General features: G+C 71.0%; 20 protein-coding genes. 9 read left to right on the top strand and 11 right to left on the bottom strand.

Annotated features, from left to right (window positions below):
• Positions 1–7 precede the first annotated feature (7 nt).
• From IE258_RS07645 to IE258_RS07635, 3 genes are read right to left on the bottom strand one after another with little or no spacing between them, the layout of a single operon-like run.
• The gene (locus IE258_RS07645) at positions 8–919 is read right to left on the bottom strand and encodes an ABC transporter ATP-binding protein (RefSeq protein WP_102932619.1); all 912 of its coding nucleotides are present in this window, start codon (positions 917–919) and stop codon (positions 8–10) included.
• Entirely contained in the window at positions 916–1,824 is a 909-nt protein-coding gene (locus tag IE258_RS07640; RefSeq protein ID WP_189740550.1) for an ABC transporter permease, read from the bottom strand. The genes IE258_RS07645 and IE258_RS07640 overlap by 4 nt, the downstream gene beginning before the upstream one ends.
• Entirely contained in the window at positions 1,814–2,776 is a 963-nt protein-coding gene (locus tag IE258_RS07635) for an ABC transporter ATP-binding protein (protein WP_189740547.1), read from the bottom strand. The genes IE258_RS07640 and IE258_RS07635 overlap by 11 nt, the downstream gene beginning before the upstream one ends.
• A gap of 279 nt (positions 2,777–3,055) precedes the next feature.
• On the opposite strand from IE258_RS07635, the gene IE258_RS07630 reads away from it, so the two are divergent.
• The 6 genes from IE258_RS07630 to IE258_RS07605 all read left to right on the top strand — a co-directional run bounded on the left by IE258_RS07630 (position 3,056) and on the right by IE258_RS07605 (position 8,679).
• Positions 3,056–3,907: a M24 family metallopeptidase gene (locus IE258_RS07630; protein ID WP_189740544.1), complete on the top strand. Its 852-nt coding sequence runs from the start codon at positions 3,056–3,058 to the stop codon at positions 3,905–3,907.
• Positions 3,904–5,661, top strand: a complete 1,758-nt coding sequence (locus IE258_RS07625; RefSeq protein ID WP_189740541.1) for an SDR family oxidoreductase — start codon at positions 3,904–3,906, stop codon at positions 5,659–5,661. The genes IE258_RS07630 and IE258_RS07625 overlap by 4 nt, the downstream gene beginning before the upstream one ends.
• A 110-nt stretch (positions 5,662–5,771) precedes the next feature.
• Positions 5,772–6,320 carry an RNA 2'-phosphotransferase gene (locus IE258_RS07620; RefSeq protein ID WP_189740539.1) on the top strand — a complete coding sequence of 183 codons (549 nt, stop codon included), beginning with the start codon at positions 5,772–5,774 and terminating at the stop codon, positions 6,318–6,320.
• Positions 6,321–6,326: 6 nt separating this feature from the next.
• The gene (locus IE258_RS07615; protein WP_159324899.1) at positions 6,327–6,785 is read left to right on the top strand and encodes a hypothetical protein; all 459 of its coding nucleotides are present in this window, start codon (positions 6,327–6,329) and stop codon (positions 6,783–6,785) included.
• 52 nt (positions 6,786–6,837) lie between these two features.
• Entirely contained in the window at positions 6,838–7,743 is a 906-nt protein-coding gene (locus IE258_RS07610; RefSeq protein WP_189740536.1) for an LLM class flavin-dependent oxidoreductase, read from the top strand.
• A 48-nt stretch (positions 7,744–7,791) separates the two neighbouring features.
• Positions 7,792–8,679 (top strand): HAD family hydrolase, encoded by an 888-nt coding sequence (locus IE258_RS07605; protein WP_189740534.1) that lies wholly within the window; start codon positions 7,792–7,794, stop codon positions 8,677–8,679.
• A gap of 46 nt (positions 8,680–8,725) precedes the next feature.
• Here IE258_RS07605 and IE258_RS07600 read toward each other — a convergent pair whose 3' ends face one another.
• The 6 genes from IE258_RS07600 to hisC all read right to left on the bottom strand — a co-directional run bounded on the left by IE258_RS07600 (position 8,726) and on the right by hisC (position 19,172).
• Complete coding sequence (locus IE258_RS07600; RefSeq protein ID WP_189740531.1) at positions 8,726–9,775, bottom strand: M23 family metallopeptidase; 1,050 nt, start codon at positions 9,773–9,775, stop codon at positions 8,726–8,728.
• Between the two features lie 122 nt (positions 9,776–9,897).
• Positions 9,898–11,580 (bottom strand): sensor histidine kinase, encoded by a 1,683-nt coding sequence (locus IE258_RS07595; protein WP_189740528.1) that lies wholly within the window; start codon positions 11,578–11,580, stop codon positions 9,898–9,900.
• 92 nt (positions 11,581–11,672) lie between these two features.
• The gene (gene cydD, locus IE258_RS07590) at positions 11,673–15,191 is read right to left on the bottom strand and encodes a thiol reductant ABC exporter subunit CydD (protein ID WP_189740525.1); all 3,519 of its coding nucleotides are present in this window, start codon (positions 15,189–15,191) and stop codon (positions 11,673–11,675) included.
• Between the two features lie 80 nt (positions 15,192–15,271).
• A complete protein-coding gene (cydB, locus tag IE258_RS07585; protein ID WP_159324905.1) occupies positions 15,272–16,276 on the bottom strand; it encodes a cytochrome d ubiquinol oxidase subunit II in 1,005 nt (334 codons plus the stop codon).
• A 20-nt stretch (positions 16,277–16,296) separates the two neighbouring features.
• Complete coding sequence (locus IE258_RS07580) at positions 16,297–17,802, bottom strand: cytochrome ubiquinol oxidase subunit I (protein ID WP_189740511.1); 1,506 nt, start codon at positions 17,800–17,802, stop codon at positions 16,297–16,299.
• 290 nt (positions 17,803–18,092) lie between these two features.
• Positions 18,093–19,172, bottom strand: coding sequence for a histidinol-phosphate transaminase (gene hisC, locus IE258_RS07575; RefSeq protein ID WP_159324907.1), 1,080 nt, complete (start codon positions 19,170–19,172; stop codon positions 18,093–18,095).
• 418 nt (positions 19,173–19,590) lie between these two features.
• On the opposite strand from hisC, the gene IE258_RS07570 reads away from it, so the two are divergent.
• The 3 genes from IE258_RS07570 (at position 19,591) to IE258_RS07560 (ending at position 23,248) form a co-directional block, all read left to right on the top strand.
• A complete protein-coding gene (locus IE258_RS07570; RefSeq protein WP_087808419.1) occupies positions 19,591–20,703 on the top strand; it encodes a LacI family DNA-binding transcriptional regulator in 1,113 nt (370 codons plus the stop codon).
• Positions 20,704–21,086: 383 nt separating this feature from the next.
• The gene (sppA, locus tag IE258_RS07565) at positions 21,087–22,193 is read left to right on the top strand and encodes a Ser/Thr/Tyr protein phosphatase SppA (protein ID WP_268256313.1); all 1,107 of its coding nucleotides are present in this window, start codon (positions 21,087–21,089) and stop codon (positions 22,191–22,193) included.
• A gap of 182 nt (positions 22,194–22,375) precedes the next feature.
• Positions 22,376–23,248, top strand: coding sequence for a hypothetical protein (locus IE258_RS07560; protein ID WP_189740505.1), 873 nt, complete (start codon positions 22,376–22,378; stop codon positions 23,246–23,248).
• Between the two features lie 24 nt (positions 23,249–23,272).
• Here the strand turns inward: IE258_RS07560 and IE258_RS07555 are convergent, their stop codons facing one another.
• Both IE258_RS07555 and thiC read right to left on the bottom strand, forming a co-directional pair.
• A complete protein-coding gene (locus tag IE258_RS07555; RefSeq protein WP_189740502.1) occupies positions 23,273–24,760 on the bottom strand; it encodes a VWA domain-containing protein in 1,488 nt (495 codons plus the stop codon).
• A gap of 80 nt (positions 24,761–24,840) precedes the next feature.
• A complete protein-coding gene (gene thiC / locus IE258_RS07550) occupies positions 24,841–26,655 on the bottom strand; it encodes a phosphomethylpyrimidine synthase ThiC (protein WP_229891973.1) in 1,815 nt (604 codons plus the stop codon).
• Positions 26,656–26,804: the final 149 nt, after the last annotated feature.

The following is a 26,804-nucleotide window of genomic DNA, read 5'->3' as shown; positions in this document are numbered from 1 at the left end:
CGGCCTCCTACGCCGCGACGAGATACGAGAAGACGGACTCGAGGGACTCGTCCGACGGCGAGACCGTGAGCAGTCGGATGCCGTGGTCGCGGGCGACCTTCGGCAGCAGGGCCGTGAACCGGCCGAAGTCGACGGCCTGGATGCGCAGGGCGCCCTCGGCGAGGTCGACCTCGATGCCGGACGTCGACGGGTCGGCGATCAGCGCCGCCGCGAGGGCCCGGTCGTCGCTGGAACGCACCAGGTAGCGGTGGGGCCGGTCGGTCATCAGGCGGCGGATCTTGCGGAAGTCGCCGCTGGCCGCGTGGCGTCCGGCGACGATGACCTCGATGTGCCAGGCGAGCTGTTCGACCTCTTCGAGGATGTGCGAGGAGAACAGCACGGTGCGGCCCTCGTCGCCCATGCGCCGCAGCAGGTCCATCAGCTGCATGCGCTGACGGGGGTCCATGCCGTTGAACGGCTCGTCGAGCAGGAGCAGCGACGGCTGATGGACGAGGGCGGAGGCCATCTTCACGCGCTGGCGCATGCCCTTGGAGTACGTGGCGATCTTGCGGTCCTGCGCGTAGGCCATCTCCACGGTGGCGAGGGCCTCGTCGGCCGCCTTGGCACCCAGACCGTGCAACTCGGCGTTGGCGAGGACGAACTCGCGGCCGGTGAGGAAGTCGTACATCGCCTCCCGCTCGGGGACGATGCCGATGTGCTTGTAGATGTCCTCGTTGCGCCAGACCGGCTGGCCGTCGAGGGTGACGCTGCCGGTGGAGGGGGCCAGGAAGCCGCCCATCATGTTGATGAGGGTGGACTTTCCCGCGCCGTTCGGGCCGAGCAGGCCGGTGACGCCGGGGCCGATCGTCATGGTGATGTCGTTGACGGCGACCACGTTGCCGAACCAGCGGGAGACGTGGTCGATGTTCAGCGTGGTCACAGTCCCACCTTCTTGTAGCGGCGCATCAGCAGGCCGTAGCATCCGGCGATCAGGCCGAGGGTGGCGAGGACGTAAACGGCGCCCACGCCGTTGCTCGGGCTTTCCCCGCCGGGGAAGGCCGAGGTGGCCCCGAGGAAGGCGGACTGCACTCCGTCGATGAGGGTGATCGGCGAGAACAGTCCTATCCAGGCGACGGCTGCGGAGCTGCTCTGGACGTCCGCGATGGCCTGGAGCGTGGAGACCGCGCCGTAGGTGATGGTCAGGACGGCGATGACGGCCGCGATGCCGAAGCCGCGGCGCGGGGTGACCGAGGCCACGACCAGGCCGAGGCCGGCGAAGAGCAGGGAGAGCAGTGCCACGGAGACCAGTCCCTGGGCGAACCCCTTGGTCTGGTCCGCGAAGTCGAGTTTGGCGAGCAGCGCACCCACGTAGAGCACCAGCAGCGGTGCGGCGGTGAGGATGAACAGGGCGGAGGCCAGCGACGCGTACTTGGCGCGGACGTAGTCGGCGGTCTCGATCGGCCGGGAGAAGTACAGCGGCACGGTCTTGAAACGCAGGTCGCGCGAGACGGACTGCGGGGCCTGGGCCGCGACGTAGAGGCTGATGACGGCCTGCAGGACGACCGCGTAGCGCGTGTAGTCCACGGGCAGGTCGTTGGCCTTGGTGGCGACGGCGACCGCGACCATGATGCCCGCCGGGAGGCACATCACCACGAAGAGCAGCATCGGCAGCACCTTCGACTTGGCCGAGCGGCCGAGGCCGTAGGCGCCGCGCAGGGACTGCGAGTACAGCGAGCGGCGGGCGTAGGCGCGGCCGAGGCGGGGGCCGTCGTAGCTGCGGTAGCCGATGTTGTGGATGCGGGTCTGGTCACCCGGGACCGTGGCTGTGGGCTGTTCAGCTGCCATGGCCGACCGCCTCCTTTTGTGCTGCGTCGCTGTCGGTGAAGACCTCCGAGATGTGGTGCCGGCGCTGCTCCATGCGGACCAGGCCGAGACCGAGGTCGGCTATGACGTCGCGGACCAGGTCGTAGGTCTCCTCGCCCGCCGAGGTGAGCAGCAGGACGTGGCCGGCGCCGGGCAGGCCGCTGCCGTCCTGGACGGTGACCCCGCGCGCGTCGAGCGCGTCGCGCACCGCGCGGGTGCCGTCGGGGTGCTCGTCGGTGTCGGTGACCTCGATCGCGAGGGTCGTGGTGGTCTGGGTGAAGTCCGTGGTGGAGCTGGAGCGCAGCAGCTTGCCGCCGTCCACGACGACGACGTGGTCGCAGGTGCGTTCCAGTTCGCCCAGCAGGTGCGAGGTGACCAGGACGGAGATGCCGAAGTCGGTGTGGATGCGGCGGATGAGGCCGAGCATCTCGTCGCGGCCGACCGGGTCGAGGCCGTTGGTCGGCTCGTCGAGGAAGACCAGCTGGGGGTCGTGGACGAGGGCCTGCGCGAGCTTCACGCGCTGCTTCATGCCCGTCGAGTAGCCGCCGATGGGGCGGTAGCGCTCCTCGTACAGGCCGACGTGGCGCAGGGTGTCGGCCGTGCGCTCGCGAGCGGCAGTGGGCGGCAGGCCGGACATGCGTGCCATGTGGACGACGAACTCGGTGGCCGAGACGTCGGGTGGCAGGCAGTCGTGCTCCGGCATGTAGCCGACCCGCTCGCGGATGTCGGCGCCCTTGGTGGTGACATCGAGTCCGAGCACTTCGGCCCGGCCCTCGGTGGCGGGAGACAGACCCAGCAGGATCTTGATCAGGGTGGATTTGCCGGCGCCGTTGGCACCGACGAGTCCGGTCACACCGGGTCCGACGTCCACGGAGAGCCGGTCGAGCGCGGTCACCCGGGGGAACCGCTTGCTCAGGCTTTCGGTCGCGATCACAGTCACATCCACGACAGTAGTGACGTCCGCCACTGCGGTCGTCAGACCGCAGAGCCGTCTTCGCGTCAGACTCGAGTAGTACGGGCCCGTAGGGGACGCCGTACCTGAGAGCCACGGAGCGGCCTTCCGAGGCGGCATCGACCGCCCTATTGACGTTGAGTCTAACAACTGGGAGATTCGGCGACGTCACGTTACGGCCGAGTAGCACGGTCTGCGGGCAAGTGGACGGCAGGGTCGGCGCGGACCGCGCCGGAACGGCGGAACGGGGGGTGGCACGGCATGGGTGGCACGACGACGGTGCCTGCGGCAGGACTCCGCACGGAACTGCGTGGATTCCGCGAGGTGCAGCGACTCGCCTACGACTGCGCCGAGGCCGTCGCCGCCCGGCTGGAGCCGGGAGTGACCGAGCGCGAGGCGGCCCGCATGCAGCGCGCGTGGCTGCGCGAGCGGGGCGTGCGGGACTGGTTCCACCTGCCCTTCGCCTGGTTCGGTGACCGCACGGCGTTCGCGGGCTTCCGCGTGCCCCTGCAGTTCTTCCCCACGAACCGCCGGCTGGAGCCGGGCATGCCGTTCATCCTCGACATGGCCCCGGTGCACCGGGGCTTCACCGCCGACATCGGCTACTCCGGGGCGCTCGGCCCCAACCCGGTGCAGCAGCGACTGGCGGCCGACCTGGCGGCGCACCGCGAGCTGATCCTGCGCGAGGTGCGCGAGCGCAGGCCGCTGCGGGAGATCTACGAGGACGTGGACCGGCTCATGGTCCGCCAGGGCTGTGCGAACCGGCACCGGGCCTATCCCTTCGGCGTGATCGCCCACAAGGTGGACCGGGTGCGGGAACGGCGGCTGTCCCCGCGCCTGTTCGGCTTCGGCACGCAGTCGCTCAAGGGGCTGGCCGGCGACGCGCTGCACGGCCACCGCGAGGGCTGGTCCCCGCTGTGGTCGCCGTACCGCTTCTCCGACCACCCGCCCCACCCGGGGCTGTGGGCGGTCGAACCCCACCTCGGTTTCCGGGGTACGGGCGCGAAGTTCGAGGAGATCCTGGTCGTGACCGACTCCGCGGATCCCGAGGAGAGCGCCTTCTGGCTGGACGACGATCTGCCGCACGTGCGGCGCTGGACGGAGGGGACATGACGGTGCCGGACGGTGTGCGGGAGCGCTGGGTGCGCACGGGCGGGGTCGAGCTGTGCGTGGCGGAGCTGGGCGATCCGCGGCGGCCCACGGTCGTCCTGGTGCACGGCTACCCGGACAGCAAGGAGGTCTGGTCCGAGGTCGCCGCCCGCCTGGCCGACGCCTTCCACGTGGTCCTCTACGACGTCCGCGGCCACGGCCGGTCCACCGCGCCGAGCCCGCTGCGGGGCGGGTTCACGCTGGAGAAACTGACGGACGACTTCCTGGCCGTGGCCGACGCGGTCAGCCCGGACCGCCCGGTGCACCTGGTGGGCCACGACTGGGGCTCGGTGCAGTCCTGGGAGTTCGTCACGGTCAAGCGCACCGAGGGGCGCATCGCCTCCTTCACCTCGATGTCCGGGCCCTCACTGGACCACTTCGGGCACTGGATCAACAAACGCCTCAGGCGCCCCACCCCGCGGCGGGTCGGACAGCTCCTCGGCCAGGGCGCCAAGTCCTGGTACGTCTATCTGCTGCACACCCCCGTGCTCCCGGAGCTGGCCTGGCGCGGCCCCCTCGGCAGGCGCTGGCCGGGCATCCTGGAACGCGTCGAGAAGGTGCCCGGCGGCGACTACCCGACCTCCTCCCTCCCCTCGGACGCGGCACACGGGGCGTGGCTGTACCGGGACAACGTGCGGCCCCGGCTGCGCAGGCCGCGCGAGGACGCCTACGCGCACGCGCCCGTGCAGCTCGTCACGCCCCTCGGCGACGCGTTCCTGTCGGAGCGGCTCTACGACGGCCTCGAGCTGTGGGTGCCGCACCTCACCCGGCGCACGCTGCCCGCGAAGCACTGGGTGCCGCGCACCCGGCCGGACCGGCTGGCGGACTGGATCACGGAGTTCGTCACCGCCACCGAGGACGGCCGCTCCGGGACCGCGGCGAACGGGAAGCACGCGGACCGCTTCGGCGGGCAGCTGGTCCTGGTCACCGGTGCGGGCAACGGCATCGGGCGGGCGACGGCGTTCGCGTTCGCCGAGGCCGGCGCGCGCGTGGTGGCCGTCGACCGGGACGCCGAGGCCGCCGCCCGGACCGCGGAGCTGTCCCGGCTGATCGGTGCGCCGGACGCCTGGGCGGAAGCCGTCGACGTCTCCGACGAGCAGGCCATGGAGAAGCTGGCGGCCCGGGTCGCCGCCGAATACGGCGTCGTGGACGTGCTCGTGAACAACGCCGGGATCGGGCTGTCGGGCTCCTTCTTCGACACCACGCCGGAGGACTGGAAGAAGGTCCTCGACGTCAACCTGTGGGGCGTGATCCACGGCTGCCGTCTGTTCGGCCGGCAGATGGCCGAGCGCGGGCAGGGCGGCCACATCGTCAACACCGCGTCGGCGGCCGCCTTCCAGCCCTCCAGGGCGCTGCCCGCCTACGGCACCTCCAAGGCGGCCGTGCTGATGCTGAGCGAGTGCCTGCGCGCCGAACTGGCCGATCAGGGGATCGGCGTCACGGCGATCTGCCCCGGCCTGGTCAACACCAACATCACCTCCACCGCGCACTTCGTGGGCATGGACGCCGAGGAGGAGAAGCGCCGGCAGCAGCGCACCGCCCGGCTGTACGGGGCGCGCAACTACCCGCCGGAGAAGGTAGCGGACGCCGTCCTGGAGGCGGTCGTGCACAACAGGGCGGTGGTCCCGGTGACGCCGGAGGCGCGCGGCGCCCACCTCATGTCCCGCTTCGCGCCACGGGTACTGCGACGCCTCGCCCGGGTGAATCCGCCTCTGTAGTTTCCACAGGAACACCCAACCAGCCTGTGGATAACTGGACTTGACTGTGGATCAAACCTCGACGGCTAAATCGATCGCGTGATGTCCGTCTCACCGTGCAGGCTGGTGCCATGCAACGGGAACGCTCGGTGAAGGTGTCCAAGTACCTGTCGAAGCACCTGCGCCACCAGCCGGAGAGGATCGGGCTCACGCTCGACGAGGGCGGCTGGGTCGAGATCGACACGCTGATCGCCGCCGCGGCCGAGCACGGCTTCCGCTTCACCCGTGAAGAGCTCGACGACGTCGTCGCCACCAACGACAAGCAGCGCTTCGCCGTCGAGGGAGCCCTCATCCGGGCCAGCCAGGGTCACAGCATCCACGTGGATCTCCAGCTGCCGACAGCGGCCCCGCCGCCGTATCTCTATCACGGGACCGTGGCCCGGCATCTGGAGGCCATTCGTGCCGAGGGCCTGCGGCCGATGAACCGGCACGACGTGCATCTCTCGCCGGACCGTGAGACCGCGACCCGGGTCGGAGCCCGCCGCGGCCGGCCGGTCGTACTCCCGGTGGACGCCGCGGCCATGCACCGCGACGGACACGACTTCCGCGTCAGCGCGAACGGGGTCTGGCTGACGCAGCACGTCCCGTCCCGTTATCTGCGCTTTCCCGCTCCGCACTGACCCCGCATGATCGAGGGCATGGAGCACCTGCCCACCACCCAGTCCGCCGTCACCGCTCTCCGCGCCGTCGCCGAGGAGTACGCGGTGGAGATCGAGGTCACCGACGACATCGGCGCCGACCAGACCTCCCGCCACATGGCCGCGGGCATGGGGGTGACCACCGATGCCGACGGTTCCCTCCCGCACGAGGCGTTCGTCGAATTCGGCGGCGTTCCCCGGGTGAGCGTCCGGCTCTTCCACGAGGGCGATGCTCTGATCACCGTGGAGAACGTGGAGTTCCCCGATGTGGAACGCGATGACGTGCCCGCGTTCCTGCGCTCCGTCTTCGGTGGCCTCGCCCATGTCCATGGGCGCCGCTTCCCACCCGGATACCGCCTGATCGTGCCGCTGCCGGGCGACCGGGCGCACAAGGAGCACGTGTCGATGCTGCTCCTCACACCGTGGCTGAGCAGTCGCGTACGGTGACGCCTCATGCTGTTTCACGTGAAACCGACCGGGGCCGCATAGGCTCGGTGGCATGAGTCTGCGTCTGAGCACCGTGATCCTTCCGTACCGCCGCTGGCACGAAGGCGGCCGTTCGACCTGGACGCGGGCCGAGCAGCTCGGCTTCCACACCGCTTACACCTACGACCACCTCTCCTGGCGCAGCTTCCGGGACGGACCGTGGTTCGGTGCCGTGCCGACCCTCACCGCCGCCGCGGCCATGACCGAGCGGCTGCGCCTGGGCACCCTGGTCACCTCGCCGAACTTCCGGCACCCGGTGACGCTCGCCAAGGAGCTGATCTCCCTGGACGACATCTCCGGCGGGCGGATCACCCTCGGCATAGGAGCGGGCGGCACCGGCTTCGACGCCACGGCGCTGGGCCAGGAGCCCTGGACGCCGCGGGAGCGGGCCGACCGGTTCGGCGAGTTCCTCCCGCTGCTCGACCGGCTGCTGACCGAGGACGCCGTGTCGTACGAGGGCGATTTCTACTCGGCGCACGAGGCGCGCAACATTCCGGGCTGTGTGCAGCGGCCCCGGCTGCCCTTCGCGGTGGCCGCGACCGGCCCACGGGGTCTGGCACTCGCCGCCCGCCACGGCCAGGCGTGGGTGACGACCGGTGACCCGAAGCTGTTCGAGAACGGCACCCCCGAGCAGTCGGCCCGGGCGCTGCGGCAGCAGGGCGACCGGCTGGCCGACGCCTGCGCCGCCATCGGCCGCGATGCCGATGAGCTGGACAGGATCCTGCTCACCGGATTCACACCGGAGCGCAGTCGCCCGCTGGAGTCCGTGGACGCGTTCGTGGACTTCGCCGGACGCCATCGGGACCTGGGCTTCACCGAGCTCGTCGTCCACTGGCCGATCCCGGACTCGGACTTCGCCGCGGACGAGAAGATCTTCGAGCGGATCGCGATGGAAGCACTGGCGCAGCTGAAGGACTGAGCGCCGTGGCTCACATATGTGCGGACCAGCTCTCGGCCGTGCACGCATATGCGTGACAATGACCGGGTGACCTCAGCGACCCGACAGCCCGAGCCCCCGGCCGCCGCCACTCGCCCGCGGCTCATCGCCACCGACCTCGACGGCACCCTGCTGCGCGACGACAAGTCCGTCTCCCCGCGTACGGTCGCCGCGCTGGCCGCGGCGGAGAAGGCGGGCATCGAGGTCTTCTTCGTCACCGGCCGCCCCGCCCGCTGGATGGACGTCGTCAGCGCCCATGTCCACGGGCACGGCCTCGCCATCTGCGGCAACGGCGCCGCCGTGGTCGACCTGCACGGCGGCCCCGGCAAGCACCGGTTCGTGAAGGTCCGCGAGTTGCCGCAGGACAACGCGCTGGACGCCGTACGGCTGCTGCGGGAGGCGGCGCCCGGCACGGTCTACGCGGTCGAGCAGACGTACGGCTTCCACCAGGAGCCGGGCTACCCGAAACTGCACATGGAGGTCCCCGACGACCTCCTGCCCGCCGAGGAGATCCTGGCACCGGGAGGTCGCGGCGCCGCCGAGCCCGTCCTCAAGATCCTCGCCTTCCATCCGGAGCTGGACCCCGACGGCTTCCTCACCCTGGCCCGCCTCGCCATCGGCGACCGCGCCAACGTCACCCGGTCCAGTCCCAGCGCCCTGCTGGAGATCAGCGGTCCCGACGTCTCCAAGGCCAGCACGCTCGCCCTGTGCTGCGCCGAGCGGGGCATCTCGCACGAGGAGGTCGTGGCCTTCGGCGACATGCCGAACGACGTCGAGATGCTCACCTGGGCGGGGCAGTCGTACGCGATGGGCAACGCGCACCCGGACGTGATCGCCGCCGCCTCCGGGCGGACGGTCGCCAACAACGACGACGGCGTGGCGGTCGTCATCGAGCGGATGCTGGCGGACCTGCCCTGACGTCCGCCGCCGCGGGGCGCCCGGTCCCGCGGCACGTCCGGTGCCGTCACAGCGGCACCCCGCGCTGCGTCAGCCACGGCACCGGATCCAGCGCCGAGCCCATCTCCGGGGTGACCCGTACCTCGAAGTGCAGGTGGGGGCCGGTGGAGTTGCCGGTGCTGCCGGACTGACCGATCCACTGCCCGGGTTCGACCCGGTCGCCCTGGTCGACGGCGACGGCGGCGAGGTGGGCGTACTGGGTGTAGTAGCCGCCCGCGTGCTGGATGACGACCTGGATGCCGAAGGCCCCGCCGCAGGACACCTTCACGACGCGGCCCGTGCCGACCGAGCGCACCGGTGTCCCGACCGGCACCGCGAAGTCCTGGCCGGTGTGCCGGTGCGCCCACCGCGATCCGCCGCTGCCGAAGGACGCCGACAGCTCATAGGTCTCGACCGGGGCCATCCAGGTCGGGCCGGCGGGTACGTCCGGCTGGTCGAGGCGGACGGCGCCGGGGCACGAGCCGGCCGCGACGGAGGAGTCCGCCTGTCCCTCCAGCCGTGACCGGGCCGCCTCCAGCTTGTTCTCGATCTTCTTCTTCAGCTTCACCAGGTCGGCGTTGCGTTTCTCCAGTGCCTGCCAGGCCGCCTGTGCCTTGGCCTCCTCGGCGGCGAGCCGGGCCTCGGCCCGCAGATTCGCGCCGATGGCCCTGTCCACGGCGCTGTTCGCGCGGGAGACCACCCGCTGACCCCGCATCAGCTCCTCGGGGTCGTCGGCGAGGAGCATCCGCGCGGTGAGCGGGAGTCCGCCGCCGTCGCGGTACTGGGCACGGGCGATGCGTCCCAGGTCCTCGTGCATGGCGTCGATCTTCTGCCGTTGCCGGTCGAGCCGCCGCTCGTACTCCAGGGCCTTCGACCGCTGCGCCTCCGCCTCGCGCCGTCCGTCCTCGTACGTGCGGGTCGCCTTCGCCGCGTCCTCGTACAGGCGCACCACCTGCGGGGCGAGATCGGTGCCGGGTCCGCCGTCCCCGTCCATGCCGTCGGTGGGGCGGGCCGCGAGCACGGCCAGCGCGCACAGCAGCACCGGAACGAGCAACGGACGTCGGCGGGATGAGCGCATGTCAGCGATCGTGGACCTGCGCGGCGCCCGCGGTCGCGTTCACGTCGTACGAGTGGGGGACCCGTTGCTGCACACGGCTCAGTGCGGCTGCTGCACACGGGGCAACACGGTGTCGGCGGCACTCAGTACGGCGCTTCCCACAGCACCGTCGTGCCACCGCCGTCCGCCCCGATGCCCGGTCCGAGCCGACTGGCACCGCCCACGGTCTCGGCGCGGCGCTCCAGGTTGTGCAGGCCGCTGCGCCGGCCGCCCTCGGGGACGCCGACCCCGTCGTCCGCGACGGTCAGGCGGACGCCCGGCCGGCCGTCCGGCAAAGTCGCGGTCGCGTCCACGACCACTTCGATGCGGTCGGCGTGGGCGTGCCGGAAGGCGTTGGACAGGGTCTCGCGCAGCGCGGCGATGAGGTTCTTGCCGGTCAGGTCGCCGACGGCGGTGTCGACCGGGCCGACGAAGCGGTGCGAGGGCGTGAAGCCCAGCGGGACGGCGGCCATGGTGATCTCGCGCAGGACCCGGGTGCGCAGGCCCGTGGGCGCCTCGGCCGGCTGTTGCAACGCGAAGATCGCCGAACGGATCTCCTGAATGGTGACGTCGAGTTCGTCGACGGCCCGGCCCACCCCGTCGCGCACCTCGGGCACCGCCGACCTGCGCTGGGCGCTCTCCAGCATCATCCCCGTCGCGAACAGCCGCTGGATGACGAGGTCGTGCAGGTCCCGGGCGATCCGGTCCCGGTCCTCGTACACGGCGAGCCGTTCCCGGTCGCGTTGAGCCTCGGCCATGGTCAGCGCCAGCGCCGCCTGGGAGGCGAACCGGTCGCCGAGCGCGCGCTCGGTCCGGGTGAACGGGCCCTCGCCCCGGGCGCGGGGCATGACGAGGCACCCGAGGACCTTCCCGTCCCTGCACAGCGGCAACAGCATGACCGGCCCGTAGGAGCGCACCGGCCCGTCGTCCAGGCGGGGGTCGGTGCCGGCGTCGTCCACAAACACGGGCCGCCCGGCGAGCACTTCCGCCACGACGGCGTTCTCCGGTGGGACGACCGCGCCCAGAGCGTTCGTGGGGCCCGGCGCGTCGACGGCCACGATCTCCAGGCCGCCCCCGTCGGCCGGGAGCAGCACGATCCCGGCGGCCGCCCCGGAGACGCGGCGGGCCTGCTCGGCGACGATCTGCAGGGCGTCGTCGGTGTCACCGCCGGCGAGCAGGGCGGTGGTGACGGCGACCGACCCGTCGATCCACCGCTCCCGCTGCTGGGCCGCCTCGTGCAGTCGCGCGTTGCCGATGGCGATACCGGCCTCCGTGGCCAGGACCCGGACCATGGCGAGGTCGTAGTCGTCGAAGGGCTCACCCGCGTGCTTGTCGGTCAGGTAGAGGTTGCCGAAGATCTCACCCTGCACACGGATGGGAACTCCCAGGAAGCTGCGCATCGGCGGGTGGTGCTCGGGAAAGCCGCACGAGCGCGGGTCCGCGGTCAGGTCGGTCAGCGGGACCGGCTCGGGATCGCGGATGAGCGCGCCGAGCAGACCCTTGCGACCGTCCGGGAGGTGGCCGACGTGCCGGACGGTCGCCTCGTCGAGGCCGTGGTGGACGAAGTCGGTCAGGCCGTCGCCGTCCTCGTCGACGACGCCGATGGCCGCGTACCGGGCGTGCGCCAGCTCGGCGGCCGTCTCGCAGATCCGGTTCAGCGTGGAGTGCAGTCCCAGTCCACTGCCGACGGAGCGCATCGCGTCCAGCAGTTTCGGCACCCGTGCCAGGAGCTCGGCCGAGGCCCCCTCACGAGGCGGCGGGGAGCCGGGAGGCGGGGCTGGGGACATGACCCGAGCCTAATGAGACCTTTTTGTTCAGGAAAGTCGGATTACCGGAAACTTTTCGCGAGCCCTTGGCCGAGTAGCCGCCGGGTGGCCGGTCACACCGCTCCCACCAGCAGTTCCGCCGCCGCCTCCCGTCCGGCCATCTCCCGCAGCGGCCCCGGTACGGCCGCCAGCTCCGCGTACGTACCGCGCTGCACGACCCGGCCCCGGTCCAGCACGATCACCTCGTCCACGGCCCCCAGTCCCGCCAGCCGGTGCGTGATCAGCAGGCTCGTGCGGCCCTCGGTGGCGGCCAGCAGATCGGCGGTGAGCGCGTCGGCGGTCGGCAGGTCGAGGTGCTCGGCGGGCTCGTCGAGCACGAGGACGGGGAAGTCGGCGAGCAGCGCCCGGGCCAGGGCGAGCCGCTGACGCTGGCCACCGGACAACCGGGCCCCGTGTTCCCCGACCAGTGTGTCCAGGCCGTCGGGCAGGCTGTCGGCCCAATCCAGCAGCCGGGCTCGCGCCAGCGCGTCGCGCAGTTCGCCCTCGGTGGCGTCCTTCCTGGCCAGGAGCAGGTTCTCGCGGACCGAGCTGTCGAAGAGGTGCGCGTCCTGGGCGCACAGCCCGACGAGCCGCCGTACGTCGTCGCCGGCCAGGGCGCAGGCGTCGACACCGGCCAGCGTGTAGGAGCCCGCGTCCGGGTCGAGGAAGCGCAGCAGCACCTGGGCCAGGGTCGTCTTGCCGGACCCGGACGGCCCGACCACGGCGACGCGGCGCCCCTCCGCCAGCGTCAGGTCAAGCCCCGCCAGCGCGTCCCTGTCCTGCCCGGCGTGACGCGCGTCCAGCCCCTTGAGGACCACCGGGAACGGCGACGCGGGCGCCTGCCGGGGCAACTCCGGCTCCCGCACCGGCTCCGGGGCGTCGAGCACCTCGTACACGCGCTCGGCGCTCCTGCGCACGCGCTGCCGGTACTGCACGGCGAGCGGCAGTCCGAGTACGGCCTCGAAGGCCGCCAGCGGGGTCAGGACGACGACGGCCACGGCCACCCCGGCGAGCCGGCCGTCGGCGACCGCCTGGACCCCGACGAGGGCGGCGCCCGCGACGGTCAGACCGGAGACGAGCGCGGTGAGCCCGTCGCCCAGCGCGGTGGCGGTCGCGGCCCGCGAGCCGATCCGGGTGAGGATGCCGTCGGCCCGCCGCGCCTCGGCGGCACGACCGGGCAGGGCACCGGCGACGGTCAGCTCGGCCGTGCCGGTGAGCAGGTCCGTCACCCGGGTGGCGAGCACGCCCCGGGCGGGGGCGAGCCGACGCTCGGCCCGCCGGGCCACGGCCGCGGTGACCAGTGGAACGCCGACACCGGCCGCGAGCAGGCCGGCCGCGAGCACGGCGCCCGCCTCCGGCAGCAGCCAGGCCGTGAAGCCGACCGCCGCGACGGAGACGAACAGCGCGCTGCCGGCGGGCAGCAGCCAGCGCAGCCAGTAGTCCTGCAAGGCGTCGACATCGGCGACGAGCCGGGACAGCAGGTCGCCCCGGCGGCTGCGGTGCAGCCCCGCGGGGGCCAGCCGCTCCAGCCGCCGGTACACGGCGACCCGCGTGTCGGCCAGCATCCGCAGCACGGCGTCGTGCGAGACGAGTCGCTCCGCGTAGCGGAACACGGCCCGGCCGATGCCGAAGGCACGCGTCGCCGTCACGGCCACCATCAGGTACAGCACCGGCGGCTGCTCGGAGGCCCGCGAGATGAGGTAGCCGGAGGTCGCCATCAGGCCGACGGCGCTGCCGAGCGCCAGAGAGCTGAGCAGCAGCGCGAGAGTGAGCCGCCCGCGCCGCGCGGAGGACATGGCACGGACCCGGGACAGTACGCCCCCGCGCGCCTGCGCAGCGGACTCGGCGGGATGAGCGGCCACGGCGGCCGGCTCGTCGGAGAGGCCCGGAGCGGGAGAGCGGGTGCCCGCCTCCGCGGCGGCCGGCAGCACGCTGCTGTCGCCGGATGCGACGACGGTTGCCGGGGTGTCCAGCCGCACCACGCGGTCGGCCACCTCCAGCAGCGCCGGGCGGTGCACCACCAGCAGGACCGTCCGCCCCTTGGCCAGCCTGCGCACGGCGTCCACGACCTCGGCCTCGGTGGCCCCGTCCAGAGCCGCCGTCGGTTCGTCGAGCAGCAGCACCGGCCGGTCCGCGAGAAACGCGCGGGCCAGCGCCAGCCGCTGCCGCTGTCCGGCGGACAGGCCGGTTCCGTCCTCCCCGAGGACGGTCGCCGGGCCCTCGGGCAGCGCGTCCACGAACTCCAGCGCGCCCGCGTCCCGCAATGCCCGGCGGACGGCGGTGTCGTCGGCGTCGGGTCGGGCCAGCCGTACGTTCTCCGCGATGGTGCCGGCGTACAGGTGCGGGTGCTGCGGCACCCAGGCGACGCGGGCGTGCCACTGCGCCCGGTCGAGGGAGGCGAGGTCGGCTCCGCCGACCAGGACCCGTCCGCCGGTCGGGGAGACGAAGCCGAGGAGGGCGTGCAGGAGGGTCGACTTGCCCGCCCCGCTGGGGCCGACCAGCGCGACCGTCTCCCCGGGCTCGACGGTCAGGTTCACGTCCGCGACAGCCGCCGCGGCGCGACCCGGGTAGCGGACCGTCACGTCCTCGAAGGCCAGCGCACCGTCCGCCGGTACCGGCCCGGTCCCCGACGCCGGTACCGGGCGCTCCAGCACCGAGAAGATGTCCTCGGCGGCGGCGAGCCCTTCGGCCGCCGCGTGGTACTGCGCCCCCACCTGCCGCAGCGGCAGATACGCCTCGGGAGCGAGGACCAGCACGACCAGGCCGTCGTACAGGGCCATGTCGCCGTGGACCAGGCGCATGCCGATGGTGACGGCGACGAGTGCGACGGACAGCGTGGCCAGCAGTTCCAGCGCGAAGGACGACAGGAAGGCGATCCGCAGGGTCCGCAGGGTCGCCCGCCGGTACTCGCCGGTGATGCGTTTGATCGACTCGGCCTGTGCCTTGGCCCGGCCGAAGACCTTCAGCGTGGGCAGCCCCGCGACCACGTCCAGGAAGTGTCCGGACAGCCGTGACAGCAGCCGCCACTGGCGGTCCATCCGGGACTGGGTGGCCCAGCCGATCAGCATCATGAAGATCGGGATGAGGGGCAGCGTGCCGACGATGATGGCCGCCGAGACCCAGTCCTCGGTGACGATGCGGGCCAGCACCGCCACCGGCACGACCACCGCCAGGCCCAGTTGCGGCAGATAGCGCGAGAAGTAGTCGTCCAGGGCGTCGATGCCCCGGGTGGCGAGGGCGACCAGCGAGCCGGTCCGTTGTCCGCCCAGCCAGCCGGGGCCGAGGGCGGTGGCCCGCTCCAGGAGCCGGCCACGCAACTCCGACTTCACCGCCGCGCTCGCCCGGTGCGCGGCCAGTTCGGTGAGCCAGCCGACCAGCGCCCGGCCGCAGGCGACGGCCACCAACAGCAGGAGAGGGGTACGGAGCCCGGCGACCGGAGTGCCGTGCTGGAAGGCGCCGACCACCACCTCGGCGATGAGCATCGCCTGCGCGACGAGCAAGCCGGCCCCGACGGCCCCCAGAGCGACGACCGCTGCCAGGAAGAACCGGGTGGCGCGGGCGTAGCGCAGAAGACGTGGATCGATGGGTTTCACGTGAAACAGGCCTTCCTGCCTCGGGGATGCCGTTTCACCGTGTTTCACGTGAAACGCAGTGAAACGGCATCCCGTTGGACTCAGTGCGCGGCGTCGGCGAGGTGCTGGGTGCCGATGCGCTTGCGGAACACCCAGTACGTCCAGCCCTGGTAGAGCAGGACGACGGGCGTGGCGATCACGGCCAGCCAGGTCATGATCTTCAACGTGTAGGCGCTGGACGAGGCGTTGGTGACGGTGAGGCTCCAGTCCGCGTTCAACGTGGACGGCATGACGTTCGGGAAGAGCGTCAGGAAGAGCATCGCCACGGCGGCCACGATGGTGACGCCGGACAGGGCGAACGACCAGCCCTCGCGCCCGGCCTGGTTCGCCGTCAGCGCGGCGGCCAGGGCGGCAACGGCCACGACCAGGGCGACCAGGCTCTTGGCGTCCCCGCTGTCGGCCTGCGTCCAGATCAGGAAGGCCAGCGCCAGCACGGCCGTGACCAGGCCGACCCGCAGCGCCAGGGTCCGCGCCCGCTCACGGATCTCACCGACGGTCTTGAGCGCGGTGAACACCGTTCCGTGGAAGGTGAACAGCGTCAGCGTCACCAGACCGCCGAGAAGGGCGTACGGGTTGAGCAGGTCCCAGACCGAGCCGACGTACTCCAGGTCCCGGTCGATCTCCACGCCGTGGACGATGTTGCCGAAGGCCACGCCCCACAGGAACGCGGGGATCAGCGAGGTCCAGAAGATCGCGGTCTCCCAGTTGCGCTGCCACCTCTCCTCGGGCCGCTTCACGCGGTACTCGAAGGCCACTCCGCGGACGATCAGGCAGACCAGGATGACCAGCAGGGGGAGGTAGAACCCGGAGAAGAGCGTGGCGTACCACTCGGGGAAGGCGGCGAAGGTGGCACCGCCGGCCGTGAGCAGCCACACCTCGTTGCCGTCCCACACGGGGCCGATGGTGTTGATCAGCACCCGCTTCTCGGCCCGGTTCCGGGCGAGCAGCTTGGTCAGCACACCGACCCCGAAGTCGAAGCCCTCCAGGAAGAAGTAGCCGGTCCACAGGACGGCGATCAGAACGAACCAGACGTCGTGCAGTTCCATGACTGTGCAGCTCCCTCGGCCTAGTACGAGAAGGCCATCGGCTTGTCGGCGTCACGGAGATCGCCGCCGATCTTCGTGGGCGGATTGAGGTCGGCCTCGGTCAGCTCGGGCGGTCCCGCCTTCACGTACTTCGCCAGCAGCTTGACCTCGATGACGGCCAGGACGGCGTACAGCAGGGTGAAGACGGACATCGAGATGATGACCTCGGTGGTGGACACACCGGGGGAGACCGCGTCGCGCGTCTGCATCACGCCGTAGACGACCCAGGGCTGGCGGCCCATCTCGGTGAAGATCCAGCCCCAGGAGTTGGCGATCAGCGGGAACGCCATCGTCCACAGCGCCAGCAGCCAGTACATCCGGGTGAGCTTCGCCCCGAGCGGCTTCTTCAGCAGCACCAGGTGCGGGACCTCGTCCTCCCCGGTGCGCAGGGCCGGTGGCAGCAGGAACCGCTTCCGGGTCAGCCACAGGCCGAGCAGGCCGAGGGAGAAGGACGCCATGCCGAACCCGATCATCCACCGGAAGCCCCAGTAGGCGACGGGGACGATGGGCTTGTAGTCGCCGGGGCCGAACTGCTCCTGGAGGGCCTTGTTGGTGTCGTTGATGCCGGGCACGTAGGACTCGAAGTCGCTGTGCGCGAGGAACGACAGCAGTCCGGGGATCTCCAGGGCCACCTTGTTGTGCCCCTTGTCGACGTCCCCGTAGGCGAACACCGAGAAGGGCGCCGGTTCCTCGCCGTCCCACAGGGCCTCGGCTGCGGCCATCTTCATCGGCTGCTGCTCGTACATGACCTTGCCGAGGGTGTCGCCGCTGACCGCGGTGAGCAGGCCGCCGACCGCCAGGGTCACCAGGCCGAGCCGGAGCGAGGTGCGCATCACCGGGACGTGCTTCTTGCGCATCAGGTGGAAGGCCGCGATGCCGACCATGAAGGCGCCACCCGTGAGGAAGGCCGCCGAGAAGCTGTGGAACACCTGGTTGAGGGTGGTGTTCTGGGTGAGGACCTGCCAGAAGTCGGTGAGTTCGGCGCGGCCCTTCTCCTCGTTGATCCGGTAGCCGACGGGGTGCTGCATCCAGGAGTTGGCCGCGAGGATGAAGTACGCCGACAGCAGCGTGCCGATCGAGACCATCCAGATGCAGGCCAGGTGGATCTTCTTGGGCAGCTTGTCCCAGCCGAAGATCCACAGGCCGATGAAGGTGGACTCGAAGAAGAAGGCGATCAGCGCCTCGAAGGCGAGCGGAGCGCCGAAGACATCACCCACGAAGCGGGAGTAGTCGGACCAGTTCATACCGAACTGGAACTCCTGCACGATGCCGGTGACGACACCCATCGCGATGTTGATCAGGAAGAGCTTGCCCCAGAACTTGGTCGCCCTGAGGTACTTCTCCTTCTCCGTGCGGACCCAGGCGGTCTGCAGTCCGGCCGTCAGCGCGGCCAGCGAGATCGTCAGCGGGACGAACAGGAAGTGGTAGACGGTCGTGATGCCGAACTGCCATCGCGCCAGCGTCTCCGGCGCCAGAGCCAAGTCCACGTCGTCACTCTCCTCACCTCGCCACACCGCCGTGGTCAGCGGCGGTTTGAGCGCGTTTGTCACACCCAACGCGGGCGCAATCGGGACACGCTTGTGAACGCGTTCACATTCACAAGCAATTATGACCTACTGCTTTTCGACACCGGAAGGGGGGTCCCCTGTGACGTCAACCCCTCTGCCGGATCTTCAACAAACCGTTGAGTTCCAGGGACGGGCGGAGCTCCCGCGGCATGCGAAAGCGCGGGACGGCACCTGCCGACCCGCGCTTCGTCGTCCCGCCCCGGCGGGGGCTACAGCTCCTTGCGGAAGTCCTCCGACACCTTCAGGAAGATGTCGTTCGCCTCGCTCTCCCCGACCGTCACGCGCACGCCCTCACCCGCGAAGGGGCGGATGACCACGCCGGCCTGCTCACAGGCGTCCGCGAAGGCGAGCGTGCGCTCCCCCAGCCGCAGCCAGACGAAGTTGGCCTGGGTCTCCGGCACCGTCCAGCCCTGCGCGCGCAGCGCGTCGACGACCCGGGTGCGCTCGCACACCAGCGAGCCGACCCGGCCGATCAGCTCGTCCTCCGCGCGCAGCGAGGCGATCGCCGCCTCCTGGGCGATCTGGCTGACCCCGAAGGGCACCGCCGTCTTGCGCAGCGCCGCCGCCACCGGCTCGTGGGCGATCGCGAAGCCGACCCGCAGACCAGCCAGGCCGTAGGCCTTGGAGAAGGTGCGCAGGACGCAGACGTTGGGCCGCTCACGGTAGAACTCGACGCCGTCGGGGACCTCGGCGTCGCGGATGAACTCGCGGTATGCCTCGTCGAGGACCACCAGCACATCGCTCGGCACCCGGTCCAGGAACCGCTCCAGCTCGGCCCGCCGTACGACCGTGCCCGTGGGGTTGTTGGGGTTGCAGACGAAGATCAGCCGGGTCCGGTCGGTGATCGCGTCCGCCATCGCGTCCAGGTCGTGCACCTCGCCCGGCGTCAGCGGCACCTGCACGGACGTCGCGCCGCTGACCTGGGTGATGATCGGGTACGCCTCGAAGGAGCGCCAGGCGTAGATCACCTCGTCGCCGGGGCCCGAGGTCGCCTGGATCAGCTGCTGGGCCACACCGACCGACCCGGTGCCGGTGGCCAGATGGGCCAGGGGCACCCCGAAGCGGTCCGACAGCTCGGCCATCAGCGACGTGCATGCCATGTCCGGGTACCGGTTGAAGGAGGCCGCGGCGGCCGTCACCGTCTCCATCACCCCCGGCAGCGGCGGGTACGGGTTCTCGTTGGAGGACAGCTTGTAGGCCACCGGGCCGTCGGCCGCGGCGGGCTTGCCCGGCTTGTAGGTGGGAATCCCCTCCAGCTCGGCGCGCAGCTTGGGGCTCTTCTCGCTCACCGCAGTCCTCCTCGTGACCACCACCGGCATCGAATACTTCTCACCTTATGAGGATTCGCCGCCGCTGCGTATAGGTGGGAGAGAGGGGCGAGGTGGGGCAGACCTCGTCCGTCACACCGGCATCAAGGGCATCAAGGCACGAAGGCGCACGATTCGGGGGGCGCGCCGCACATATATCTACGCGCCGGTGGCTCACGCCGTGGCGCGCATCCCTCGTGCAGGTGAGTTGAGACCTCTTCGCAACATCCGCCACCCCGCAGGCACTCACCGGTCAACACGTCAGGTAATGGGATGAGTGGACCCAACTGGCTTACTTTCCAAGGCTGTTCACTGTTTATGATCATGCAGAAACGTGACTGTCAACGCGTGCATATGCGTCCGCACTACCCCACCCCATGAGCCCTACTATCGGCTCGCCATGACAGCAGCAGGGAAGCACCAGGTGAGCCGCGCGGAAACCTCACGTCGAGGCAGCCGGCCGGGCCGGGCGGGCATCAGGGACGTGGCCGCCGCCGCCGGAGTATCCATCACTACCGTCTCCGACGCCCTCAACGGCAAGGGCCGACTCCCGGATGCCACCCGGCGCCATGTGCGCGAGGTCGCCGACCGACTGGGCTACCGGCCCTCGGCCGCCGCCCGCACGCTCCGCACCGGCAAGTCCGGACTCATCGGCCTGACCGTGACGACGTACGGGGATGAACCTTTCACCTTCACCGAGTTCGCGTACTTCGCCGAGATGGCGCGCGCCGCCACCTCCGCCGCGCTCGCCCGCGGCTACGCCCTCGTCATCCTCCCGGCGACCTCCCGGCACGACGTGTGGTCCAACGTCGCGCTCGACGGCACGGTCGTCATCGACCCCTCCGACCACGACCCGGTCGTCAGCGAACTGGTCCGCCAGGGCCTACCCGTCGTCTCCGACGGCCGCCCGGCCGGCTCGCTGCCGGTCACCGCCTGGGTCGACAACGACCACGAGGCGGCCGTACTCGGCATCCTCGACCACCTCGCCGACGCCGGCGCCCGCAGGATCGGCCTGCTCACCGGCACCACGACCGACACGTACACCCATCTGTCGACCACCGCCTACCTGCGCTGGTGCGAACGCGTCGGCCAGGACCCGGTCTACGAGGCATACCCGGCGCACGACCCGTGTGCCGGCGCGGTCGCCGCCGACCGGCTGCTCGCCCGTCCGGACCGGCCCGACGCCGTCTACGGCCTCTTCGACCCGAACGGCACCGACCTCCTCGCCGCCGCCCGCCGCTACGGACTGCGCGTCCCCGAGGACCTGCTGCTGGTCTGCTGCAGCGAGTCCACCGTGTACGCCAGCACCGAGCCCCCCATCACCACCCTGTCGCTGAAGCCCCGCCGTATCGGCACCGCCGTGATCCAGGTGCTCATCGACGCCATCGAGGGGCTGCACTCCGACCAGCCGGTCGAGCAGGTGATACCGACCGAGCTGATCGTGCGCACGTCGTCGCAGCGGCGCCCGCCGCGTACGACCGTCAGCCCGCCGCGGTCGCCGGAGCGCGAATAGGGCGGACCTGGGGCCTCACCGGGTCGCGTTCGCACGCATGACCCGGCCGGCACCCCCTGCGGCGGCGACGGACGACGGCGGAGGAGCAGGAGGACGACGGACGAGGACGGCGAAGGACGGCGGCGGAGGACGGCGACGGTCGGCGAAACAGGGCGCCGAAACGGGGCGGCGAAGCCACACACGGCACATCCGGAACACCGCCGAGCCCCGGTTGCGGACGGGCGAAGCCAGGCCCAATCGGGGCGAAAGCCGCAGTGAACCAGTGTCCTGTCCTGATTCACCACCCCTGGGTCATCACACAGCGCGATCCGCATTCCTATGATGGGCCCACACACCGCGGGCCGCTGCGACCAGGCAGTCCGAAGCGGTGCAGATGCGGCGCGATGGTGGAGGGGTCGATGACTCAGGGGGCCGGTCAGGGACCCGAGGTGGAGCGGACGGCGACGGTGCGCGACTTCCGGGTACCCGCGTACGTCCACGAGACCGCTCCGTACGCTGCCCCCGGCGCGCACGCGAGCGAGCCCGAGCCGCCCTCTGAGGAGGGGCCCGAGGAGGCCCTGCCCGAGGGCTACACGCCCACTCAGCGCGATCTGCCGGTCATCCGTCGGGGTGACACGGTCCAGGTCGCGGTCGACCCCGCACCGGCCGCGGTGCAGCAGCCGGCCACCGGCCAGGGCCCCCTGTTCGTCGTCGGTGACGTGCACGGCTACCTCGACGAGCTGTTGGCCGCCCTGCGCGAGAAGGGCCTCGTCGACGACGCCGGCCAGTGGTGCGCGGGCACCTCCCGGCTGTGGTTCCTCGGCGACTTCACCGACCGCGGCCCGGACGGCATCGGCGTCATCGACCTGGTGATGCGGCTGTCCGCCGAGGCGGCCGCGGCCGGGGGCTACTGCAAGGCGCTGATGGGCAACCACGAACTGCTGCTGCTCGGCGCCAAGCGGTTCGGCGACACGCCCGTCAACTCCGGCGCGGGCACCGCCACCTTCCAGGCCGCCTGGCTGCTGAACGGCGGCCAGAAGACCGACATGGACCGCCTCCAGGACCACCACCTCCAGTGGATGGCCCGCCTCGACGCCATGGAGGAGGTCGACGACCACCTCCTGGTCCACTCGGACGCCACCACCTACCTCGACTACGGCCGCTCCATCGAAGAGGTCAACGACACCGTCCGCGAGACGCTCACGCGCAACGACGCGGAGGAGGTGTGGGACCTGTTCCGCAAGTTCACCAAGCGCTTCTCCTTCCGCGACGAGGGCGGCGCCGACGCCGTGCGCTCACTCCTGGATACGTACGGCGGCACCCGGATCGTTCACGGCCACAGCCCCATCCCCTACCTGCTGGGTGAAGTCGGCTCCGAGGACGGCGAGGACGACACCCGTACCGTGGTCGAGGGTCCGCACGTCTACGCGGACGGCCTGGCCATCGCGATGGACGGCGGCGTGACCATGGCCGGAAAGCTGCTGGTCCAGCAACTTCCGCTGGGCGCCTGACCGTTCCTCGGACGGCTTTCGCGGTGGTGCCGTCCGTACGGACCGGCACTCAATTTCTGGAAACCCCCTGTCACCCTCCACCGTCACCGCTCTACCATCGGCTTATCCGTAGCAGGCTCCCCTCCGTTTCTGCCCGACGGCTCGTTGGCATGCGAGCCCCAAGCCCTACGGAGCATCGGGGGATGCACATGAACAGCGTTCCGCAGCACCTGCCGAACGAGGACCGCCAAGAGTACGAGCGGATCCTCGACGAGGCGCTGCGCTCCGCACCACACCGCCCGGAGCTGGCCGCTGTCGGACAGCGGCTCAACTCCGAACAACTGCGCACCATGGCACTCAACGCCACCGCCCTCATCACGGCGGCGGCCACGACCGAGTACCAGCACTACGTGAAGGTCCGCGAGGAATCGCGCCGCCCGGCGCCCTCGGGCCCGTCCTCCACCACCCGCGAACCCGGCTCCCAGGAGCAGGGCTCGGGTGCGGGAGGACTCGCCGCCACCATGGGCGAGATGGCCGAGGCGACCGGTGCGGGGGCCGTCGCCGTCGTCGCCGTCCTGGCACCGGTCCTGGCCGGCACCGCCGCGGCCATATTCCTGCTGGTCGGCTACCTGCTGAAGATGCTCGACCCGGGGCAGACCTTCGCGCAGACCATGCTCACCACGGGCTGGGTGTTCGGCGCCGTGACCGCGGTGGCGATCCTCGTCGCCGCGGTGGGGCTGCTGCTCACCGCGCTGCGCAACCGCCCCTCGGCCGAGTCCGGCTTGTACAGCGCCCGCGACGAGGAGGTGGCCCGGGCCAGGGATGCCTGGCACGAGGCCCTGCTGGAACGGGGCATCCTGCCCTTCCTGCGGGAGGCGCTCGCCGAATCAGGAACGGCGGCACTGCACCGCACGGGACCGACGGCCCCGAGCAGCAGCCGCATGCCTCACCTGGGGTACGGCCGTCCCGGGTTCACCAGCCCCGACGGCGGCCCCGACGCGGGACCGCGTCCGAGCTACTCGAGTCCGGACTACAGCAGCCCGGACTTCGGTGGCCCGGAACACCGGCCCGAGTAGCCACCGGCACGGGCGGGCAGCGACTCAGAGGATGCCCGCCCGGCCGGCGGCAGTGATCCAGGACGGGAACTCGGACAGCAGACGGTCGTACAGCTCCGGGTCCGGTACGGTGCCGATGTCGTCGACGGCGAAGAAGCCGACGTTGTCGACGCGACGGCCCGGCAGGGTGTCGAACCGCTCCAGCACCCCGTAGTTGGCGCGCCCGAGCCCCACGAACTGCCAGAAGATCGGTTCCTCCACCGCCTCCCGCAGCTCCCGCTCGATCTCGGCGTTGCGGTAGACACCGCCGTCGGAGAAGAACAGCACCAGGGTCGGAACCGGTGCCGGATTCTCCCGGACGAAGGCCCGGACCTCGGCGATCACCTTCTGCTCCTCGTTCTGGATGCCGACCGCCCGCATGTCGACCTGCTCGGGGTGCAGGCCCTTCTTCCTGCCTCGCCGGAACAGACTGATCTCCCCCACGCGTACGTGCAGCCGCAGCCACTCGGGCAGCTCGCCCAGACTCAGGTCCGGCAGGCGCGCCGGGTTGGAGGCGAAGGTCCATGCCTGCATCTCCCCGTCGTCGTCCAACTGCGCGGCGACGGCGGCCATCCGCTCCACGACGTCCGCGACGACGCCCTTGGAGTAGAGGAGGGACATGGACCCGGAGGCGTCCAGTACGAGGACGACGCGCGCCGTGACCCCGGCCGCCCCGTGCTTGCTCAGGCTGACCGCGACCTGCTCCTTGCGCAGGGAAAGCCGCTTGCGCATGTCCACGGGCAGGCGTTCCTCGCCCTTGGTGAGACGGGGGCCGGTGACGGCCGGCGCCGGGGTCGGCGGCACTGGTGGTGCGGGCGGCGCTGGCGGCGCTGGCGATGCAGACGGTGCCGGTGGGGCAGGCGGTGCGGCGGCCGTCGGCGGTGGGGTCGGCATCCGGGGAGCCGTCGGCCGGGTGGTGGCCGGGGCTGCGGCATCCGCCGGGGGAGCGTCGTCGTCCACGGTGATGCCGAAGTCGGTGGCCAGCCCCGCGAGTCCGGCCGCGTACCCCTGTCCGACGGCACGGAACTTCCACCTCCCCTGGCGCCGGTACAGTTCGCCGCCGACCAGCGCGGTCTCCGGCCCGGCCGTGATGTCGAACCGGGCCAGCCCGGTGCCGGTGGCTGCGTCCAGCACTCGCAGCGACAGCCCCGGTACCAGGCCGAACGTCCCGCCGTCCGCCGAGGCGCACAGGACGATGCGCTCGACAGCCGTCTCCACCGACCTCAGGTCCACCTCGACGGCATCGCTCGTGACACCCGCGTCCGCACCGGAGCCGCCACGCTTGCCCAGGTGCCGCACCGCGCCGGACGTGTGACGGGGCTGGTTGTAGAAGACGAAGTCACCGTCGTCCCGCACTCGTCCGGCCGAGGTGAGCAGCAGCGCGGAGGCGTCGAGCTCCGGAACGCCCGGCCCGGCGGACCACACGAGTTCGACGCGCACCGCGGGGGAGTCGACGGGAACGTTGGCACCCTTGCTCAGGGAGGTGACTGTCATGCGTCCAGTCTGCCGAGCGGCGCCCCGCCGGGGGGAGAGGGCGGACCCTGCGGCCTGTCCCCCTCCCCGCGCCGGTGCTCTCAGTCCGCGATCGGCAGGTACACGCGGTTGCCCGCCGCCGCGAACTCCTTCGACTTCTGTGCCATGCCCTCCTCGATCTCGCTCTTGCTGCCCCCGTGCTCCCGGCGGATGTCCTGCGAGATCTTCATCGAGCAGAACTTGGGACCGCACATGGAACAGAAGTGGGCAGTCTTGGCGGGCTCGGCCGGCAGTGTCTCGTCGTGGAACTCCCGTGCCGTGTCGGGATCGAGGGCCAGGTTGAACTGGTCCTCCCACCGGAATTCGAACCGGGCGTCCGACAGCGCGTCGTCCCACTCCTGTGCACCTGGGTGACCCTTGGCGAGGTCGGCGGCATGGGCGGCGATCTTGTAGGTGATGACGCCGGTCTTGACGTCGTCACGGTTGGGCAGGCCCAGATGTTCCTTGGGCGTGACGTAGCAGAGCATTGCCGTGCCCCACCAGGCGATCATCGCGGCACCGATGCCGGAGGTGATGTGGTCGTACGCCGGCGCGACGTCCGTCGTCAGCGGGCCGAGCGTATAGAACGGAGCTTCATCGCAGATCTCCTGCTGAAGGTCGATGTTCTCCTTGATCTTGTGCATCGGGACGTGTCCCGGGCCCTCGATCATGGTCTGTACGTTGCAACGCTTGGCGATCCGGTTGAGTTCCCCGAGGGTGCGCAACTCGGCGAACTGCGCCTCGTCGTTGGCGTCCGCGATCGACCCCGGACGCAGGCCGTCGCCGAGCGAGTAGGTGACGTCGTAGGCGGCGAGGATCTCGCAGAGTTCCTCGAAGTTCTCGTAGAGGAACGACTCCTTGTGGTGCGCCAGGCACCATGCCGCCATGATCGATCCGCCGCGCGAGACGATGCCGGTCTTGCGGTTCGCGGTCAGGGGTACGTACGCAAGGCGCACACCGGCGTGGACCGTCATGTAGTCCACCCCCTGCTCGGCCTGTTCGATCACGGTGTCCTTGTAGATCTCCCAGGTCAGCTCCTCGGCCCGGCCGTCGACCTTCTCCAGGGCCTGGTAGAGCGGCACGGTCCCGATGGGGACGGGGGAGTTGCGCAGGACCCACTCGCGCGTGGTGTGGATGTTGCGGCCGGTGGAGAGGTCCATGACCGTGTCGGCGCCCCACCGGGTCGCCCAGGTCATCTTGTCGACCTCCTCCTCGATGGAGGACGTCACCGCCGAGTTGCCGATGTTGGCGTTCACCTTCACCAGGAACCGCTTGCCGATGATCATCGGCTCGATCTCCGGGTGGTTGACGTTGGCGGGCAGCACGGCACGCCCCGCCGCGATCTCCTCGCGGACCACCTCCGGGGAGACGTTCTCCCGGACGGCCACGTACTCCATCTCCGGCGTGATCTCGCCCCGCCGCGCGTACGCGAGTTGGGTCACGGCCTTGCCGTCCCGGCCCCGGCGGGGCTGGCGCGGGCGACCGGGGAAGACGGCGTCGAGGTTGCGCAGGCCGCCACGCGGCGAGGTGTGCTTGATTCCGTCGTCCTCGGGGCGGACGGGCCGGCCCGCGTACTCCTCGGTGTCGCCGCGGGCGATGATCCAGTTCTCCCGCAGTGGTGCGAGCCCCCTGCGGACATCGGTGTCGACCAGTGGATCGGTGTACGGACCCGAGGTGTCGTACAGCGTGACGGACTGGCCGTTGGTGAGGTGCACCTGACGGACCGGCACCCGCAGATCGGGGCGCGAGCCCTCGATGTACGCCTTGTGCCAGCCGATGGACTTCCCGGCCTCCGTGGTCTCCGCGGTGTCCTCCTGGACGGAGCTCTGTGCGGAGTTCTGTGCGGAGGCAGGCGTGCGTGCGTCCTTGATGGTCATGAGACCTACTCCCTACGCCGGCATTACCCGGTAACAGGTTCGGCGGTCGACGCAGCGGATTCCGTCGGTCGACGCTTCGTGGGATACATCACTCGACTTCGGTGACGTTTCCCGTGAAACATCGCTGGGACGGAGGTCAGCGCCCTCTC

This window comes from Streptomyces tendae (assembly GCF_014650435.1).
Lineage (GTDB): Bacteria > Actinomycetota > Actinomycetes > Streptomycetales > Streptomycetaceae > Streptomyces > Streptomyces tendae.
Note: the sequence above shows the minus strand (reverse complement) of the source record. Positions and strands in the feature narration are given on the sequence as shown.

Bases quoted from the DNA above. Each gene is read 5' to 3' on its own strand.
- IE258_RS07640 (WP_189740550.1), bottom strand. From the start codon at position 1,824: ATGGCAGCTGAACAGCCCACAGCCACGGTCCCGGGTGACCAGACCCGC.
- IE258_RS07630 (WP_189740544.1), top strand. From the start codon at position 3,056: ATGGGTGGCACGACGACGGTGCCTGCGGCAGGACTCCGCACGGAACTG.
- IE258_RS07625 (WP_189740541.1), top strand. From the start codon at position 3,904: ATGACGGTGCCGGACGGTGTGCGGGAGCGCTGGGTGCGCACGGGCGGG.
- IE258_RS07620 (WP_189740539.1), top strand. From the start codon at position 5,772: ATGCAACGGGAACGCTCGGTGAAGGTGTCCAAGTACCTGTCGAAGCAC.
- IE258_RS07615 (WP_159324899.1), top strand. From the start codon at position 6,327: ATGATCGAGGGCATGGAGCACCTGCCCACCACCCAGTCCGCCGTCACC.
- IE258_RS07610 (WP_189740536.1), top strand. From the start codon at position 6,838: ATGAGTCTGCGTCTGAGCACCGTGATCCTTCCGTACCGCCGCTGGCAC.
- IE258_RS07605 (WP_189740534.1), top strand. From the start codon at position 7,792: ATGCGTGACAATGACCGGGTGACCTCAGCGACCCGACAGCCCGAGCCC.
- IE258_RS07600 (WP_189740531.1), bottom strand. From the start codon at position 9,775: ATGCGCTCATCCCGCCGACGTCCGTTGCTCGTTCCGGTGCTGCTGTGC.
- IE258_RS07595 (WP_189740528.1), bottom strand. From the start codon at position 11,580: ATGTCCCCAGCCCCGCCTCCCGGCTCCCCGCCGCCTCGTGAGGGGGCC.
- cydB (WP_159324905.1), bottom strand. From the start codon at position 16,276: ATGGAACTGCACGACGTCTGGTTCGTTCTGATCGCCGTCCTGTGGACC.
- IE258_RS07570 (WP_087808419.1), top strand. From the start codon at position 19,591: ATGACAGCAGCAGGGAAGCACCAGGTGAGCCGCGCGGAAACCTCACGT.
- sppA (WP_268256313.1), top strand. From the start codon at position 21,087: ATGGTGGAGGGGTCGATGACTCAGGGGGCCGGTCAGGGACCCGAGGTG.
- IE258_RS07560 (WP_189740505.1), top strand. From the start codon at position 22,376: ATGCACATGAACAGCGTTCCGCAGCACCTGCCGAACGAGGACCGCCAA.
- IE258_RS07555 (WP_189740502.1), bottom strand. From the start codon at position 24,760: ATGACAGTCACCTCCCTGAGCAAGGGTGCCAACGTTCCCGTCGACTCC.
- thiC (WP_229891973.1), bottom strand. From the start codon at position 26,655: ATGACCATCAAGGACGCACGCACGCCTGCCTCCGCACAGAACTCCGCA.